Here is a 16,975-nt window from a genome sequence, read left to right as displayed (position 1 = left end):
TGACTAAATTTTCAGACATTAATAAAATGTTTAATTATACATAAAAGGATAGTGCACAAAATTACATAGAGATCAGGTGAAAGTATGGAACAAGTGAGATTCAAACGAGCGATGAAGCAACGGCATTTAATGTTACTTAGTTTTGGAGGCGTCATTGGTACTGGGTTGTTTTTAAGTTCTGGTTATACATTACAGCAAGCGGGACCATTAGGAACTGTATTGTCTTATGTAATTGGTTCGTTATTAGTATATTTAGTGATGTTATGTTTGGGGCAACTTGCGATGAAACATCCTGAAACGGGAGGTTTTCATATTTATGCAAATAAATATATTCATCCAGCAATTGGTTATATTGTAGCTTGGTTCTATTGGTTAACATGGACAGTAGCTTTAGGATCTGAATTTACTGCTGTTGGATTATTAATGCAAAAATGGTTCCCTCATATACCAGTTTATGTATTCGCTACGTTAGCAATCCTGTTAATTCTAGTGTTTAATATTGTATCAACACGTTTTTATGCAGAGGTTGAGTTTTACTTTTCATTAATCAAAGTTGTGACGATATTTGTGTTTATAGCGTTGGGAGCTTTAGTTATTGTTGGTTTATTACATTATAATGGTTATCAAGGTATTGAGACGATTAAGCATCGTTATACAGATCCAACATTTCCACATGGTTTAGGTTCGGTATTCTTGACAATGTTGGCAGTGAATTATGCATTTAGTGGTACAGAATTAATTGGTATTGCTGCAGGTGAAACTAAAAATCCTGAACAAGTTATTCCTAAGGCAATCAAAGCAACACTTTGGCGTCTAGTTATTTTCTTTATTGGCACGATGGTTATTATCTCTATATTAATTCCAAGTTACCAAGGTAAGTCATTAGAGAGTCCTTTTGTTGTTATATTTCAAAGAATGGGTATTCCTTATGCGGGCGACTTAATGAACCTTGTAATTATAACAGCATTGCTTTCAGCGGCAAATTCTGGATTGTATGCAGCTAGTAGAATGATATGGAGTTTATCAAATGAAGGGTTATTCCCAGTATGGTTTGGTAAGTTAAATAAATTTAAAATGCCTGTTCGTGCAACATTATTTAGTATGTTGGGTGGTCTGTTGGCATTGCTATCAAGTGTTTATGCTGCAGATTCATTATATGTTGTGTTGGTATCAATAGCAGGGTTAGCAGTTGTAATTGTGTGGATGAGTATTTGTCTAGCATATTTTAATGCTAAGCGTCGCGATAAATCGTTAAAGATACAACAATGGGTACCGGTAACAGGGTTTTGTTTATGTTTTGTGTCGTGTGTTGGAATGATATTTGATCCTAATCAAGCGCCAGCACTATATTTTGGGGTGCCATTTGCGCTGATTGCACTCATTTATTATTTTATTAAATACAATAAAAAAGGGGCTATTTAAATGCGACTATTAGAAAAAATCAAACACACAGGTTCAAAGGCAATTGTGTTAGATGGTGGTTTAGCTACTACTTTAGAGCAAGCTGGATGCAATTTAAATTCAACGCTATGGTCTAGTGAAGTGTTGAGACAACAGCCCGAAGAGATTTATAAAGCGCATCAAGCATTTGTAGATGCTGGAGCTGAAATTATATTAACTAGTACCTATCAAGCAAGTGCAGCGACCTTTTTAGATATTGGCTTAACAATTGAAGATATTGACCATATTTATAATACTGCGATAGAAACGGTTTATCATGCAACTACAACTCAACAAGTGATAGTGGGGAGTCTTGGGCCTTATGGTTCGTATTTAAGTGATGGTTCAGAATATACAGGTGATTATAATTTAAGTAATATAGATTATTATCAATTTCATCAAACACGTATTGATCGTCTAGTCGAAAAAGGAATCGTAGATTTTGTATTTGAAACAGTGCCTAATTTTAATGAAATCAAGGCATTGGTGGAATTTATCATACCGAAGTATCCAACGTGTACATTTTGGATATCGGTGACGGTCAATGCAGAAGGTGATTTGTCCGATGGCACACCTTTTGAAAAGGTTTGTGAATATATTGCGTTGCATCATAGTGAAGTACCGGTTTTTGGTATCAATTGTTCTCATGTTAGTGCTGTAAATAAAGCATTGGACAAAGGTTTACAGGATTTACCACAAACGCTTGCTTTGTATCCTAATGGTGGTGCAATCTATGATGCCAATGAGAAAATATGGCAAGACGAAGGTGATACAAGCGCAATATTAGAAAGTATACCAACTTGGATTAGCAAAGGGGTAACAATTATCGGTGGTTGTTGTCAAACAACACCTGAAGATATTAAACAAATAGCTAAGTTAATCAATGAATAATAAAGGATTGGAAATACTTGCTTTGAAGAAATCAGTGACGATAATTTTTTGCTAAGTGCATTTGTCTTAATTTATAAAGTTTAATGATTGAAGTGAGATAGCAAAGGTAACAAGTTGAGTCATTGAGACTGAGCATCGACATATATTCAATTGTAAAGAGAATTTGATTAAGTTGAAGGACTTGTATAAAGATAGCCTCCCAAAAGATAACTTTTGGGAGGCTTATTCAAAAGTTACTGTACTACAGACATTTATTATATTTTCTTAGATTATGCCATCTTATAACGTAGTGAAAATTCTTTAAATGTGATGAAACATTTTTTCTGTTCATCATATAATTTGAATTTTAACGATGACAAACTTTCTATCAAGGTAATAGATGTTGCATGATGTAACGGTTTTACATTTTTATGGGTCGCTTCTAAGGCGTAATTTGGGATTCTGGGATTGAGATGGTGTACATGATGATAACCAATATTTCCAGTAATCCAATGGATTAATTTAGGTAATTTATAATACGAGCTACCTTCAATTGCTGCCTTTACATAATCCCACTCAGATGGTTCTTCAAAATATGAATCTTCAAAGGTATGTTGTATATAAAATAACCAAATGCCAATCATACCAGCAATAAAGACCATTGGTGCGAAAATTGCGAAAAATTGTCCAGCACCTAATAAGTAGATAAGACTGCCATATAATATGATAAGGACAATATTGTTCAACCAAGTATTTCTTTTTTCGCCAAATTTTGCATCCTTTGCGTTAAATCTATTAGATATAAGTACCAAGAAAAAAGGCCCCAAGACAAACATGACAAAAGGATTACGATAGATTTTATAGAGACAGCGCTTTGTTGTTGATGCGCATTTATATTCAGTTACTGTCATAACCCAAATATCACCAATTCCACGCTTTTCAAGATTTCCACTACCTGCATGATGGATTAAATGTTCTCTTCGCCATTTTCTATAAGGGAAAAATGTTAAGAATCCAGTGACATTGCCTAATAAATCGTTATGCTTTTGTTTCTTGAGATAAGATCCATGACAAGCATCATGAAAGATTATAAATGTACGAATTAAAAATATTGCTGCAACAGCACTACATAAAATGGCTAATGACCAATGAAGTTGATATAGTAATCCACTTGCTATTAATAGTGCCAACAATGGTAATAATGTATTTATAATTTGAATCGTACTTTTCGTATAACTTGTCTTCTCGAAAGGTTTAACCATCTTGCGTAATAATTTCTTTTTTTCTGCTTCCATATTCACCATACTTTCTGTGCTAAGTAATATAAATTAATATGTTTAATTACAAAGCAATGAATCAATTGTATATAAAAGTGGTTACTATTACAAAAGTTAGTTGAAGAATAGTGTAAATTAACTGATTTAATTGCAAAATAGCACTATTTTAAATGGAAAACAAATATTGCATCCAAACATAAAATACATTTATATTACAAATTATGTATATTTAATTATTATAGTGTATTTTTTCTTATATAATTAATTTATTGCGTTAAAATGGCAATTAATTAAAGAGTGCAATATTATTTAAATTTTTTTGCATAATTAGTTGTAATTTTCTGATAAAAGGAATATTATACAACCAAGCATTATCAAGATTTAATTTAGATAGCAATATAATGATCAATTAAAGACTTGAGAAAGGCGTGGTTGAGCTATTTTGAACATAATTAAGTAAAGTGGAATATGCGTGAGTGCAACCATAAATATCGCTCATCACTATACTTGAAAATTACATTCTTATCTAAATTTATTGATTATTACATAAAAACAAAGGGGTATGTGAATCAATTTTTTATGTTGATTATGCTTTAAACCAAATGAATGGGAGCAAATTGTTATGTCGAATTCATTAAGCAGAGAGTTGAGTAATAGACATATTCAACTTATTGCGATTGGTGGAGCTATAGGGACTGGCTTATTTTTAGGGGCTGGCCAGTCCATTAGTTTAACGGGTCCATCGATTCTACTCACTTATATTATTGTAGGTTTCGTATTATTTATGTTTATGCGTGCGATGGGAGAGTTATTATTAGCTAATACAGAGTATAAAACTTTTGCTGATATTGCACATGACTAAATCAGTCCATTGGCAGGATTTATGACCGGTTGGACATATTGGTTAACTTGGATAACATCTGGTATGGCAGAAATAACAGCTGTAGCAAAGTATGTGGAATATTGGGTGCCTGATTTACCCAATTGGATTACGTCGCTTGCTTGTATCTTACTCTTGATGGCATTTAATTTAACAAGTACAAAAATGTTTGGAGAATTGGAATTCTGGTTTGCGATTATTAAAGTATTAACGATAGTTGCTCTAATTGTAGTTGGTATTGTAATGATTGTATTTGCAGTGAAGACACCTTTTGGACATACTGGACTTGGCAATATGGTAACCAAAGAAGGTTTTTTTCCTAATGGTGCTAATGGATTTTTAATGTCGTTCCAGATGGTTGTATTTTCATTTACTGGTATTGAAATATTAGGTATTACAGCAGGTGAAACCAAGAATCCTGAAAAGACAATTCCAAAGGCGATTAATAGTGTACCAATTAGAATTTTGCTCTTTTATGTTGGAGCATTAGTTGTAATGATGTCCATTATTCCATGGCAAAATATCAAAGCGGATGATAGTCCATTTGTGAGCTTATTTGCATTGATAGGTGTACCGTTTGCCGCTGGATTAATAAACTTTGTATTATTAACTGCAGCTTCTTCGGCATGTAATAGTGGTATATTTGCTAATAGTAGAATTCTTTTTGGCTTATCTGAAAAGGAACAAACGCATCCGTTGATGATGAAGACTAATAAACGCGGTGTACCATATATAGCGATTATTGTAACTTGCATCTTATTGTCGGTTACGGTAATTATGAACTATTTTATTCCTAATGCGACACAAGTATTTTTCTATGTGACTGCAATATCGACAATTCTATTAATAATTGTTTGGATGTTTATTATGCATGCTTATGCAATGTACACTAAAAGGAATCCAAATGCACATAAAGAAAGTATTTACAAATTACCAGGTGGCTTGCATGCTGCAAGACTAGTGCAACTATTCTTTGTATTTGTCCTTGTTGTACTATTCATTATGCCAGACACACGTATGGGTGTCGTATTATCACCTATTTGGTTTATCATTTTAGGTATATTATATTGGCGTTTGCAAAAATCAAATGAAAGTAGAGCTTCAAAACAGAATATTCAGCTACCTAATAAAGAAAACGGGTAGAGTATAAATACATGAGCCAGACATAGCGTTTAAAGTGTCTTGAGATACTATCTTACTGCTATTTCTGGTTTGTTTATATTGAGGAGGGTATTGCTATGGAAGTCAATTATATTAAGAATGATAAAGGTGTTTATCAAACAATAGATGTTTTAATTAATGAAAAACCAAGTATTATTTTTAATTATTTATCTACGACAGAGGGTATTCAACAATGGTTTCCTCAATTATATGTTGAGGAAAGAAGTGAACACGGAAACTTATATTTCCATATTGAAGATGATGAAGATTTAAGAATGGAAATTTTACAATTTGATGAACCGTATACTTTTGAATTCAGTTGGGATATTGGTACTGTGAAATTTCAGTTAAGCGAGCAACAAGGTCAAACATTGTTGACACTAAAAGAATATTTGCCGTATGAATTTCCACACATTACGCTTGATTTTTCTGGTTGGCAATATCAAATGCACAGTTTGAAAAACTTAATCGAGCAAGGTGAGATCTTAGCACAGTCAGATTTTGATTTTGAAACAAACCAGCAAGAAATTGCACAAAAATTACGTTTATAGATAGAAGTATTTTCCCTTGGGAAAGCGAACTCATAATACCAAATATTAAATAAAAGGCTAGTATATAATATATTGTGCATTTACTGATTGATATAGCAACAATAACAAGTCAAATTTAGTATGTGATTTTAAGTGGATGTTACTGTGAAAATCACTTATTAATACAACGTATTTTGGCGAGACTCCTGAGGGAACAGGACAAGCTGAAGACTACAGGCTGAAGCTGTCCCCTAGGAAAGCGAGCCAAAAATATGAATTGTGAATAAAAAGCACTCAGATAAATTGAATGCATTTATCTGAGTGCTTTGTACTGGAATTTATAATTCAGATACAATATTTTTCATTCTAATTAAATGCCAATCATACTAAACTTTGTGCTAACTATAAGTTTATTTATGCTTGATAAGGTGTTTGGTTGTTTATCATTTCTATCTATTGAGATGTTTGTGATTTCTGAGGATGTGACTTTCTACCGTGTAAACCATAATAAAGTAAGACAGAAGCTAGAACAACAAGAGCCATAATAAGATATAAATTACTGTATCCGACATAAGGAATTATAACGCCTAAAATAAATGGACCAATACCGGCACCGAAATCTGCAAACATAAAGAATGTCGAAGTAGCTAGACCTACTTTATCTTTAGGTGATTGTTGCACTGCAATTGCTTGAGCACTAGGAATGATGGTGCCATAGCCAATGCCAATAAAGACAGCGGATATGAGCAACATTATACCGGTTGTAGTACCACCTAATAATAGTAAACCAATAATAAAACTGATTAGCACTGGGTACATCACTTTGTTTTCACCAAAATGATCATATATTTTCCCAGTAAAGGGTCTAGTAACAAAGGTACTCAATGCATAAACGACAAAAAAGAAACTGGAGACGTTTGCTAGATTCAACTGTTCTGTATAGACAGATAAGAAAGATAATACACTAGAATATGCAATGCCTACAAAAACGACAAAAATTGAAATAGGTAATGCTTCTATTTGTAAATAGGCCGAAATGCCTTTTGTTTCTTGGTTATAAGAATTTTGATTTTCTGATTTACTTAAACTTTTTATAAAAATTGTAGCAATTAAAGCAAGTAAAATAGCAATAAGGCTTACATTGAAGATAGATTCAAAACCAAAGTGCTGATTAAGGACAATACCACAAAATGGACCGATTGCAGATGCTAACGTTACACTTAATGCATAGTAACCAATACCTTCACCTTTTCTATCGTCTGGAATAATTCTTGAAGAAATAGTGCCTGTAGCAGTTGAGGCGATACCAAAAGCAATACCATGTACAAGTCGAATTATCATTAATAGTGATAAACTTTGAATTGTATAGTAAAGACCGACTGCGATAATTGAGAAAATAATACCACCAAATAGAATGCGTTTCGGCGGCAAATTATCTATGATTCTTCCAGAAAACAATCGTCCGAACAACATACCTATAATAAAAATACCCGCAGCTAAACCTCCCATGCTTTCAGAGGCATGGTATTGATTAATTGCGAATTTTGTCACAGTCACAATGAGAGTATAATGAATCAAATACATTAAAAAATTTACAATTGTTATAAGGATGAAATCTTTTGACCATAGTTTGTTATACATAGAAAGACCTTCCTTTTATTTGTATTAAATTTTTCCTACATCTATAATTATATGAATCACAATAACTAATGTATAATTAGAATTTATGATATTTATATAAGTTACACTTATATTGAGGTGAAGAAATGAACTTTGAACAGTTGGGATACGTAAAGAAAATTTATGAAGTCGAATCTATTATTCATGCAGCTCAAGCATTGCATATTAGTCAATCGGCAATGAGCCAATCTATTGCAAATTTGGAAATAGAGCTAGGTTATAAATTATTTGAACGTTCTAGAAAGGGAACATTTCCCACGGAGGTTGGAAAACGATTAATTCCATTTATTATAGATATTCTAGATGCGCGGGATGATTTAGAGGGTGAGATTGATGCATTGAATAGTAAATTAACCGGCGCTTTGAAAATTGCTACAATACCTACACTTTTTAATAAAATAATTCCAAAAGCGCTCTCGGCGTTTAAAAATGATTACCCACATATAGAGATTGAAGTCATAGAGAGTGACAGAGCTAATATTATTACTATGGTAAATAATAATGAGGTCGATATAGGACTAATTGGAAAGAGAGAGAATGAGCCATTTAGCAAAGGGTTAAAAATATACCCCCTTAATTTATCAACTGATTTTAGACTCATTGTACCTAAAAAATCAAAATTATCGTTGAAAGACAATATTGATTTGACAGTTTTACAACAATATCCTTTTGTACTTTATGATCGTAATTTTTATCACGATAACTTAAAGGAATTTGAAGAGGAAAACGGTCCTTTAAAAATTGTTTTTAGGACCAATAATCCTAGTGTTTTAATTAAAACAGTGTCAGAAGGCTTAGGTATTAGTATCGTTTCTAGTTTAATGTTAGAAGATGATCCATACATTGAGCATGAATTAATTGAACAGTTACCAATGGGTTCACCGTTTGATTATTTTATCTATTTTGTCGCGTTGTCTAATAAAGAGAATAATCATAAAAAAACGATTCAAACATTTATTGAATATTTAAAGTATTGATAGGTCGAAATTAAATTATTTAGTTAACAAAGTACTTTTAAAAGCAATATGAACAGATTTGTCGTTTAACAAACTGTTTGTTAAACATTTAATAACTAATAAAACATGTTAATAAAATATTAAAAATCTTAACAGAAAAATATAATGTACAATATAGGTTTGGTACAACTTATTTGTTACAATGATGATAAATTCATAATTTGAAAGGGGTATTTTATGAAATTATCAAATTTAATCTTAGCATCAACTTTTGCAAGTTCTGTAGCACTTACTGGAATACAAGGGGTAGCAAATGCAGCGGATAATGATGGAGCAAAAACCGTGTGGGGGGAAACATTACCAACTAGTGCCGACCCAGATGGAGATGGTTGGGCAAATGTTGATTTTGATCCTTCTGTGTTACCACAAGAATATCAAGAGCAAATCGCTAATCTTAATCAACAAAAAGATAATAATGTATTATCTCAAGTAGAATATAATGAACAAGTAGCTAAAGTATATAATCAAGCTTTTCAAGAGCAGCGTGAACATCAAACTACACAAGGAGAAAGACCTTATGGTGGCATCACACCAGATGGAATAAATAATGAAGAATATGCACAATTAGAACAAAATGTTCCTAATCCTAATGATGTCTCAACAGAAGAGTATAACCGTGCAGTTTATGAGGAAACAGCTAAGTTACAAGCAGAACATCAAAATGGAAATCATAATAAAAGTAATGAATTACCCGCAACAGGGAAGTTAAATAATACGGTATTAAACCTATCAATTGGTACACTGTTTGCGTTTGTAGGTGGCTTGGCCATCCTGATTTCAAGAAAGTATAATTTTGAAAAATAAAACGTTCTAATTAGCTTAAAGTCAAGAAATGATAAGCTATAGATAGATATGAGAATTTTGAAACCGTCAAAATCCATTTGCTTTGAATGGCAGTTGACGGTTTCTTTATGGTGAAAATTAGGTTCAAAAAATAGAAAAGTGGTAATTTAAGTAATGAGTAATATTTCACCAAAATCCATAACTTTTGTACACTCATAGTATACAAAAACATTCATATATACTATAATGAGGTTAATAATAACTGTTTTGTACACATGGAGAATACATTACAATTTCTGTAATATACAAGGGAGATAATTACTATGAAAAAAATTATGATTACTGGGGCATTAGGTCAGATAGGGACGGAACTTGTTGTGAAATGTAGAGCATTATATGGAAACGATAATGTATTGGCAACTGATATCAGAGAACCAGAAGCTGGATCACCAATTATGGATGGACCATTCGAAATTTTAGATGTTACAGATAAAACGCGTATGTATCAATTAGTGGAGTCTTTTCAACCTGATACGTTCATGCATATGGCGGCATTACTTTCTGCGACTGCAGAGCAAAATCCATTATTTGCGTGGGAACTTAATATGGGTGGTTTAATGAATGCATTAGAAGCGGCTCGTGAATATCAATTACAATTCTTTACACCTAGTTCTATTGGAGCGTTTGGACCATCGACTCCAAAGGTAAATACACCACAAGTTACTATTCAACGTCCAACTTCAATGTATGGTGTGAATAAAGTTGCAGGTGAATTGTTATGTCAGTATTACTTTGATAAATTTAATGTTGATACACGTAGTGTTAGATTCCCAGGGCTAATTTCACATATTAAAGAACCTGGTGGCGGTACGACTGACTACGCGGTTGATATTTATTTTAAAGCTGTGCGTGAAGGACACTACACTAGTTATATTGCGAAAGACACATATATGGATATGATGTTTATGGACGATGCCATTGATGCAATTATTCAGTTGATGGAAGCTGATGGTGTGAAATTAATCAACCGTAATGCTTATAATTTAAGCGCGATGAGTATTGAACCAGAAATGGTTAAAGCAGCTATTCAAGAATATAAACCTGAATTCACATTAGATTATGATGTGGACCCTGTGCGTCAAAGTATTGCTGATAGTTGGCCAAACAGTATAGATGTAAGTTGTGCACGTGCTGAGTGGGGGTTCAATCCTAAGCATGATTTACAAAAAATGACAGAGATTATGTTAGAAGCGATTGAGAAAAAAGAAAAAGTAAGTCAATAAGGTTTATTAACTTTAAATAATAATGTACAACTTTAAAATAGTATTAAAGTCAGATGATATCACTGCGTATATAAGGTTATGAATACGTAGAAAGTATGAGGGACATTGTGTCTCAAATAAGCGAATGAACGTCAATTTCTATTATAGTTATAGAGATTGACGTTTTTGTATTTTATTCTTGTTGTAATGAATAGAGGTACGATTTGAATGTTATCAATTTCTTTTATATGTAACATATCTCATATGAGTTGTTTTTCGAATCCTTTTAAATAAGTGCTGTATAGTGTAATAAAATACAAAATTCATAGTATAATCAAAGTCACTTTAATTGACCTAGAGTTCACTCCAGGACATATCATAGTAAATGAAGAATATGATTGAGATATTCTATTGTTTAAGCACTGGAGGAATTAAAATATGATAAATGCTAAAGCAAGAGCGGTAAGTGGTCCGGATTCCAATTTTTACGCAACTAAAATTGAAAGAAGAGACCTTGATACACATGATGTATTAATAGAAATAAAATATGCTGGTATATGTCATTCTGACATTCATACTGCGCACGGAGAATGGGGACCTGTACATTATCCGCTAGTGCCTGGTCATGAAATCGCAGGTATTGTTAAAGCAGTAGGTACTGAAGTAAGTAAATATCAAGTTGATGACCGTGTGGGTGTAGGTTGTATGGTAGATTCCTGTGGCGAATGTGAACATTGTCGAAATGGTGAAGAACAATACTGCTTAAAAGGCAATGTTGGCACATACGCGGGAACAGATAGATATGGAGAACCTACTCAAGGTGGTTATTCAACTCATATCGTAGTCCATGAAGACTTTGTCTTGAGAATACCAGATAATATCGGTCTGGATGTTGCAGCGCCATTATTATGTGCAGGTATTACAACGTATTCACCACTGAATCATTGGAATGCAAATTCAGATAAAAAGGTAGCAGTAATTGGTATGGGTGGTCTTGGTCATATGGCTGTTCAAATTGCACACGCAATGGGAGCAGAAGTGACTGTATTATCTCAAACCTTAAATAAAAAAGAGGATGGCTTGAAATTAGGTGCTACACACTACTATGCGACAAATGATACAGCGACATTTGAGAAACTTGCAAGTTCATTTGATTTAATTATTAATACAGTTAGTGCAAATTTAAATTTAGATGAATATCTACGTTTATTAGCATTGGACGGTACTATTGTTAATGTTGGTGCACCTGCTGAACCAATTTCATTACATGTTGCTAACTTAATTGGTCATCGCCGATCATTTGCTGGTTCAGCAATTGGTGGTATTAGAGAAACACAAGAAATGCTTGATTTTTGTGCAAAACATCAAATAGAACCACAAATTGAGTTAATTACAGCGGATGATATTGATAACGCATATGAAAGAGTATTGGCATCAGATGTTAAGTATCGCTTCGTAATAGATACAAGTACGATGTAATGGATATTTCAGTTACTTAGTAAATTGGACACAGGTTGAGACATTTTTAATGTTTCAGCCTGTTCTTTTTCTTTTGATAAAAATTGTTATATCTTGCTTTTAAAATATTAAAATGGCTACATACAATTGAATTGATTTTCATTCATTAAGAATTGATATATTTTAAATTTTTTGAAAATTATTGAACAGCGTATCTGCTATTGGTATAATTTAGTATAAATACTTTAAATGAGCATTGGGAGGAAAGAATCATGTCAGAAAAAATTAAATTTGTACAACGTGAAAACTTAAAAGAAAAACCGGATCCTAGTGATTTAGGTTTTGGGAAATACTTCACTGATTATATGTTAAGTTTCGACTATGATATTGATCAAGGATGGCATGATTTACAGATTGTGCCTTATGGGCCAATAGAAATTTCACCAGCAGCACAAGTGCTTCATTATGGACAAGCAGTGTTTGAAGGATTAAAAGCCTATAAGCATGAGGGAGAGGTAGATTTATTCCGACCTTCAGAGAACTTTAAGCGTATCAATCATTCATTAGCTCGTTTAGATATGCCTGAAATTGATGAAGCATTATTACTTGAAGGATTAAAGCAATTGGTAGACGTAGAAAGAGACTGGGTACCAGAAGGTGAAGGACAATCATTATATATTCGTCCATTTGTATTCGCAACAGAGGGTATCTTAGGCGTACGTCCTTCTTATTCTTATAAATTATTAATCTTATTATCTCCTTCAGGTTCATATTATGGTGGTGCATCATTACAACCAACTAAGATTTATGTTGAAGATGAATATGTGCGTGCCGTAAGAGGTGGCGTCGGACATGCCAAAGTGGCTGGTAACTACGCAGCGAGTTTACTCGCACAAACAAATGCTGCAGATCAAGGTTATGACCAAGTCCTTTGGTTGGATGGTGTGGAACAGAAATATGTTGAAGAAGTTGGAAGTATGAACATCTTCTTCGTTGAGAATGGCAAGTTAGTTACGCCAGAATTAAATGGTAGTATCTTACCTGGTATTACACGTAAGACAATTATCGAATTGGCTAAAAAGTTAGGCTATGAAGTTGAAGAGCGTCGTGTATCAATTGACGAACTTATTGAAGCCCATAATAGTGGTGCTTTAACAGAAGTATTTGGTACAGGTACAGCAGCTGTAATCTCACCAGTAGGTCAATTAAAGTATGAAGATACTGAAATTGTGATTAATGATAATGAGACTGGTGAAATTACGCAAAAATTATATGAAAACTATATTGGTATCCAAAGTGGTAAATTAGATGATCCAGAGGGTTGGAGAGTTGTAGTTCCAAGATATTAATATGAATTATAATACGAAGGCTTGCTCGGGTATGTATGACTCGAGCAAGTCTTTTTTATAACAAAGTATAGAATTAGCTGCAATTATTTTATTATTTCAAATTCAACATTTGTTTCATTAGTGAAAAATATATTAAAATAGTAAGCGTTGGTATTAAGAGTTAAAAATACAGGAGCTGTTAACGAGATGGAATGGATATTATTCGATAAAGATGGTACTTTGATATATTTTGATAAAAGTTGGATGAAAATCGGTTTACAATTAGTCGATGATTTTTTGACAACATATAAAGCTGATATTGCTGATGTTGATACAGCTTACGAATCATTAGGTGTTATTGATGGTGAGATACAACCTGGAACTGTTATGGCATCAGGCGCTTTGGATGAAATGATTGATGCATTCTGCGAAATCGCTGGCCAAGATGTATCAACATGGGCGCAACAACGCAGCCAAACATTGGTGGATCAACGTGTGCCAGAAAATGAATTAGTTGAAGGGATCGAACAGACACTTGAGACGCTAAAGCAACGTGGATATAAGTTAGGTATTGTCACAAGTGATTCGAAAATTGGTGTTGATCAATTTTTAGAAGTAACAAAATTTGATCGCTTTTTCGATTTGATTATTTCAACGGAAGCAGATGCAGTTGAAAAACCAAATCCTGAAGTACTAAACCCTTTATTCTATAGATATGATGTAAAGCCAGAAAATGTTGCGATTGTTGGAGATAATGCGAATGATATTCAAACTGGTATTAATGCGAAGCTAGGATTGAAAGTAGCGGTATTGACAGGTGTTGGTTTGAAAGAAGAATTAACACAAGCGGATTATATCGTAGATAATGCTAATGAAATTATAAACTTAATAAATCGATAGGCGCTGTACTTAAATTATGTCATAATATACTCAACGTATATTATGGCTTTTTTATTTAAAGCGTATTTGAATAATAGGGGTGGTAGGATGATAGATGGTAAGTATGCTGACTACAAAGGCGAGACATATAAAGTTGTAGAAATTATCAGTCAAGAAGTCGTACTAGTAACAGAAGATAATCATGCAGTAGAGCATGGTTTTGAAGCACAAACTACGCATCACTCAAATCATACATTGTACTTTAAACAAGTGCCGAGAACAGACTTGGATGAATTATATGAGTTATTTCAAGAAGCACGTTATGAGGGTTCAGTATTTGATCTCTATCAAGATACAGAGGGCGATTATTATATCGGCACAGAAGATGAAGATAAAGCAAGTACATTTGGTTTAACTAAAACGGATACGGATTATTTTAGTAAATATGTAACAGAAGAAGAAATCGAGAAAATTATTTACCGTAGTCATATTGAATAATAAAAAAATCGAAGCATGACGACATCATATCACTTGCCGTATGCTTCGATATATTTTTCTAAATGATATTTAACGTTGGTCAACTTTGCGATAAGCTTCGATTGCATTGCGTATCTTATCAATAATTGGATCTAACGTATCAGGTGACTCGTGTAAATCGTATTCATTGATATTTACACGCACAACAGGACATGCATTGAATTCATTAATCCAGTCGTCATAACGTTTAAAGAGCTTTTGCCAATAGGCATGATCCGTCTCAATCTCCATTTGACGACCACGACGCTCAATTCGTTCGATGACCTCGTCGTAATCACATTCTAAGTAAATGAGCACGTCTGGTTTTGGAAAGTATGGTGTCATAACCATAGCATTAAATAATTCTGAGTAGGTATTGAAATCTTCAGGACTCATCGTACCTTGTTCTTCGTGCATTTTTGCGAAAATATCTACATCTTCATATATGGAACGGTCTTGTATAAATCCGCCACCATATTCAAACATGCGCTTTTGTTCTTTAAAGCGTTCTGCTAAAAAGTAAATTTGTAAATGGAAACTCCAACGTTCAAAATCACTGTAAAATTTATCTAAGTATGGATTTTGATCTACATTTTCAAATGATGTTCTAAAGTTGAGACGTTCAGCTAATGCTGTTGTTAAAGTAGATTTACCCACACCAACTGTACCTGCAATTGTGATGACGGCATCTTGAGGGATTCCGTAATTATTCATTATTTGTTCCTCCAATCAATGGTTCAATCATTTCTAATATATATTGATAGTGCTCATTGTAATTAACAAAATCCAAATCAGTAGTGTCGATGCGAATTACACGTTGACCTTCAGCTTTCAACGATTCGTAATAATCTTGGTAATCACGCTTTAAGTTAATTAAATAATTATCTTCTATTTGATGTTCAAAGCTTCTGTTACGATGAGCGATGCGTGATTTTAATGTTTCTAATTTAGCATCTAAAAAGATAATGACGTTTGGCATCTCTAAATCTTCAGTTAATATATCATAGATACGAGAAAACTTTTCAAACTCTTTTGTTGTTAGTGTATTGCTCGCAAATATTTTATTTTTGTGAATGTGATAATCGCTAACGATACCGGAATGCATTTTTGCAATATCCTGAAATTGTTTGTAGCGATTACATAGAAAGAACATTTCAGTTTGGAAACTCCATTTTGAGATATCTTCATAAAAATCAGAAAGAAACGGGTTTTCAGAAATGATTTCTTTTTCTTCGTAATAATTAAGTGACTGACTAAGTTTGTGTGCTAATGATGATTTGCCAACACCGATTGGCCCTTCAATAGCTATAAAAGGTTTTTTCATATTTACCGCTCCAATGTTAAAATAGACAATAAGTATTGTACCATATATAAGGTGTGTGACACATGACAACTGATGAATATTATATGAATTTCGCAATTACAGAGGCTGAAAAAGCGGGGGCAATGGGAGAAGTGCCCATAGGAGCAATTATTGTTTATAATGATGAAATTATTGCGCGTGCCCATAATTTAAGAGAGCAAGCACAAATGCCGACTGCTCATGCTGAACACATAGCTATAGAACAAGCGGCTGCCCAAATAGGAAGTTGGAGATTAGAAGATTGTACTTTGTATGTAACTTTGGAACCATGTGTGATGTGTTCTGGAGCAATCGTAATGAGCCGAATTCCTCGCGTAGTATATGGAGCAAGTGATCCTAAAGGAGGGTGTGCTGGCAGTTTGATGGATTTATTACAAGAAGCGCGATTTAATCACAGAGCGAGCGTTACTGCTGGTATTTTAGAGGAGCAATGTGGCACGTTATTGAAGCAATTTTTCAAGCAATTAAGAAATAAGAAAAAAATAGACCAATCGGCGGATAATACAAATAGTTAAACTTTTGTTAGAATATA

General features: G+C 33.3%; 15 protein-coding genes and 1 pseudogene. 12 read left to right on the top strand and 4 right to left on the bottom strand.

The window, feature by feature from the left end:
• The first annotated feature begins 84 nt into the window (after positions 1-84).
• Both ACF91D_RS08045 and mmuM read left to right on the top strand, forming a co-directional pair.
• The gene (locus ACF91D_RS08045) at positions 85-1,422 is read left to right on the top strand and encodes an amino acid permease (protein ID WP_107512600.1); all 1,338 of its coding nucleotides are present in this window, start codon (positions 85-87) and stop codon (positions 1,420-1,422) included.
• Complete coding sequence (gene mmuM / locus ACF91D_RS08040; protein WP_107527799.1) at positions 1,423-2,331, top strand: homocysteine S-methyltransferase; 909 nt, start codon at positions 1,423-1,425, stop codon at positions 2,329-2,331.
• A 269-nt stretch (positions 2,332-2,600) separates the two neighbouring features.
• Here the strand turns inward: mmuM and ACF91D_RS08035 are convergent, their stop codons facing one another.
• Positions 2,601-3,605, bottom strand: a complete 1,005-nt coding sequence (locus ACF91D_RS08035; protein WP_107527798.1) for a fatty acid desaturase — start codon at positions 3,603-3,605, stop codon at positions 2,601-2,603.
• A 604-nt stretch (positions 3,606-4,209) separates the two neighbouring features.
• Between ACF91D_RS08035 and ACF91D_RS08030 the strand changes: the two are divergent.
• A pseudogene (locus ACF91D_RS08030) lies at positions 4,210-5,610 on the top strand (amino acid permease).
• Positions 5,611-5,705: 95 nt separating this feature from the next.
• Positions 5,706-6,179, top strand: coding sequence for an SRPBCC domain-containing protein (locus ACF91D_RS08025; RefSeq protein WP_107527877.1), 474 nt, complete (start codon positions 5,706-5,708; stop codon positions 6,177-6,179).
• 432 nt (positions 6,180-6,611) lie between these two features.
• On the opposite strand, the gene ACF91D_RS08020 is transcribed toward ACF91D_RS08025, so the two are convergent.
• On the bottom strand, positions 6,612-7,799 hold the full coding sequence (locus ACF91D_RS08020; protein WP_042738036.1) for an MFS transporter: 1,188 nt from the start codon (positions 7,797-7,799) through the stop codon (positions 6,612-6,614).
• Between the two features lie 125 nt (positions 7,800-7,924).
• Here ACF91D_RS08020 and ACF91D_RS08015 point away from each other — a divergent pair, with 125 nt between their 5' ends.
• From ACF91D_RS08015 to ACF91D_RS07985, 7 genes are all read left to right on the top strand, one after another.
• A complete protein-coding gene (locus ACF91D_RS08015; RefSeq protein WP_119624526.1) occupies positions 7,925-8,815 on the top strand; it encodes a LysR family transcriptional regulator in 891 nt (296 codons plus the stop codon).
• A gap of 216 nt (positions 8,816-9,031) precedes the next feature.
• Positions 9,032-9,658, top strand: coding sequence for an LPXTG cell wall anchor domain-containing protein (locus tag ACF91D_RS08010; RefSeq protein WP_107527304.1), 627 nt, complete (start codon positions 9,032-9,034; stop codon positions 9,656-9,658).
• A 302-nt stretch (positions 9,659-9,960) separates the two neighbouring features.
• Positions 9,961-10,920: an NAD-dependent epimerase/dehydratase family protein gene (locus tag ACF91D_RS08005; protein ID WP_107512766.1), complete on the top strand. Its 960-nt coding sequence runs from the start codon at positions 9,961-9,963 to the stop codon at positions 10,918-10,920.
• A 417-nt stretch (positions 10,921-11,337) separates the two neighbouring features.
• Positions 11,338-12,378, top strand: a complete 1,041-nt coding sequence (locus tag ACF91D_RS08000) for an NAD(P)-dependent alcohol dehydrogenase (protein ID WP_107527303.1) — start codon at positions 11,338-11,340, stop codon at positions 12,376-12,378.
• A gap of 251 nt (positions 12,379-12,629) precedes the next feature.
• Positions 12,630-13,706 carry a branched-chain amino acid aminotransferase gene (locus ACF91D_RS07995; RefSeq protein WP_107527302.1) on the top strand — a complete coding sequence of 359 codons (1,077 nt, stop codon included), beginning with the start codon at positions 12,630-12,632 and terminating at the stop codon, positions 13,704-13,706.
• Between the two features lie 186 nt (positions 13,707-13,892).
• The gene (locus ACF91D_RS07990; RefSeq protein WP_107512764.1) at positions 13,893-14,585 is read left to right on the top strand and encodes an HAD family hydrolase; all 693 of its coding nucleotides are present in this window, start codon (positions 13,893-13,895) and stop codon (positions 14,583-14,585) included.
• A gap of 87 nt (positions 14,586-14,672) precedes the next feature.
• Positions 14,673-15,062: a hypothetical protein gene (locus ACF91D_RS07985; RefSeq protein ID WP_042738042.1), complete on the top strand. Its 390-nt coding sequence runs from the start codon at positions 14,673-14,675 to the stop codon at positions 15,060-15,062.
• 69 nt (positions 15,063-15,131) lie between these two features.
• Here ACF91D_RS07985 and ACF91D_RS07980 read toward each other — a convergent pair whose 3' ends face one another.
• Positions 15,132-15,794: a deoxynucleoside kinase gene (locus ACF91D_RS07980; protein WP_107527301.1), complete on the bottom strand. Its 663-nt coding sequence runs from the start codon at positions 15,792-15,794 to the stop codon at positions 15,132-15,134.
• Positions 15,787-16,404, bottom strand: coding sequence for a deoxynucleoside kinase (locus tag ACF91D_RS07975; RefSeq protein WP_042738044.1), 618 nt, complete (start codon positions 16,402-16,404; stop codon positions 15,787-15,789). The genes ACF91D_RS07980 and ACF91D_RS07975 overlap by 8 nt, the downstream gene beginning before the upstream one ends.
• 62 nt (positions 16,405-16,466) lie before the next feature.
• Here ACF91D_RS07975 and tadA point away from each other — a divergent pair, with 62 nt between their 5' ends.
• Positions 16,467-16,958: a tRNA adenosine(34) deaminase TadA gene (tadA, locus tag ACF91D_RS07970; RefSeq protein WP_042738045.1), complete on the top strand. Its 492-nt coding sequence runs from the start codon at positions 16,467-16,469 to the stop codon at positions 16,956-16,958.
• Positions 16,959-16,975 lie beyond the last annotated feature (17 nt).

Source organism: Staphylococcus sp. 231237_7MaSpsaltlick (assembly GCF_043107035.1).
Note: the sequence above shows the minus strand (reverse complement) of the source record. Positions and strands in the feature narration are given on the sequence as shown.

Bases quoted from the DNA above. Each gene is read 5' to 3' on its own strand.
- ACF91D_RS08045 (WP_107512600.1), top strand. From the start codon at position 85: ATGGAACAAGTGAGATTCAAACGAGCGATGAAGCAACGGCATTTAATG.
- mmuM (WP_107527799.1), top strand. From the start codon at position 1,423: ATGCGACTATTAGAAAAAATCAAACACACAGGTTCAAAGGCAATTGTG.
- ACF91D_RS08035 (WP_107527798.1), bottom strand. From the start codon at position 3,605: ATGGAAGCAGAAAAAAAGAAATTATTACGCAAGATGGTTAAACCTTTC.
- ACF91D_RS08025 (WP_107527877.1), top strand. From the start codon at position 5,706: ATGGAAGTCAATTATATTAAGAATGATAAAGGTGTTTATCAAACAATA.
- ACF91D_RS08020 (WP_042738036.1), bottom strand. From the start codon at position 7,799: ATGTATAACAAACTATGGTCAAAAGATTTCATCCTTATAACAATTGTA.
- ACF91D_RS08015 (WP_119624526.1), top strand. From the start codon at position 7,925: ATGAACTTTGAACAGTTGGGATACGTAAAGAAAATTTATGAAGTCGAA.
- ACF91D_RS08010 (WP_107527304.1), top strand. From the start codon at position 9,032: ATGAAATTATCAAATTTAATCTTAGCATCAACTTTTGCAAGTTCTGTA.
- ACF91D_RS08005 (WP_107512766.1), top strand. From the start codon at position 9,961: ATGAAAAAAATTATGATTACTGGGGCATTAGGTCAGATAGGGACGGAA.
- ACF91D_RS08000 (WP_107527303.1), top strand. From the start codon at position 11,338: ATGATAAATGCTAAAGCAAGAGCGGTAAGTGGTCCGGATTCCAATTTT.
- ACF91D_RS07995 (WP_107527302.1), top strand. From the start codon at position 12,630: ATGTCAGAAAAAATTAAATTTGTACAACGTGAAAACTTAAAAGAAAAA.
- ACF91D_RS07990 (WP_107512764.1), top strand. From the start codon at position 13,893: ATGGAATGGATATTATTCGATAAAGATGGTACTTTGATATATTTTGAT.
- ACF91D_RS07985 (WP_042738042.1), top strand. From the start codon at position 14,673: ATGATAGATGGTAAGTATGCTGACTACAAAGGCGAGACATATAAAGTT.
- ACF91D_RS07980 (WP_107527301.1), bottom strand. From the start codon at position 15,794: ATGAATAATTACGGAATCCCTCAAGATGCCGTCATCACAATTGCAGGT.
- ACF91D_RS07975 (WP_042738044.1), bottom strand. From the start codon at position 16,404: ATGAAAAAACCTTTTATAGCTATTGAAGGGCCAATCGGTGTTGGCAAA.
- tadA (WP_042738045.1), top strand. From the start codon at position 16,467: ATGACAACTGATGAATATTATATGAATTTCGCAATTACAGAGGCTGAA.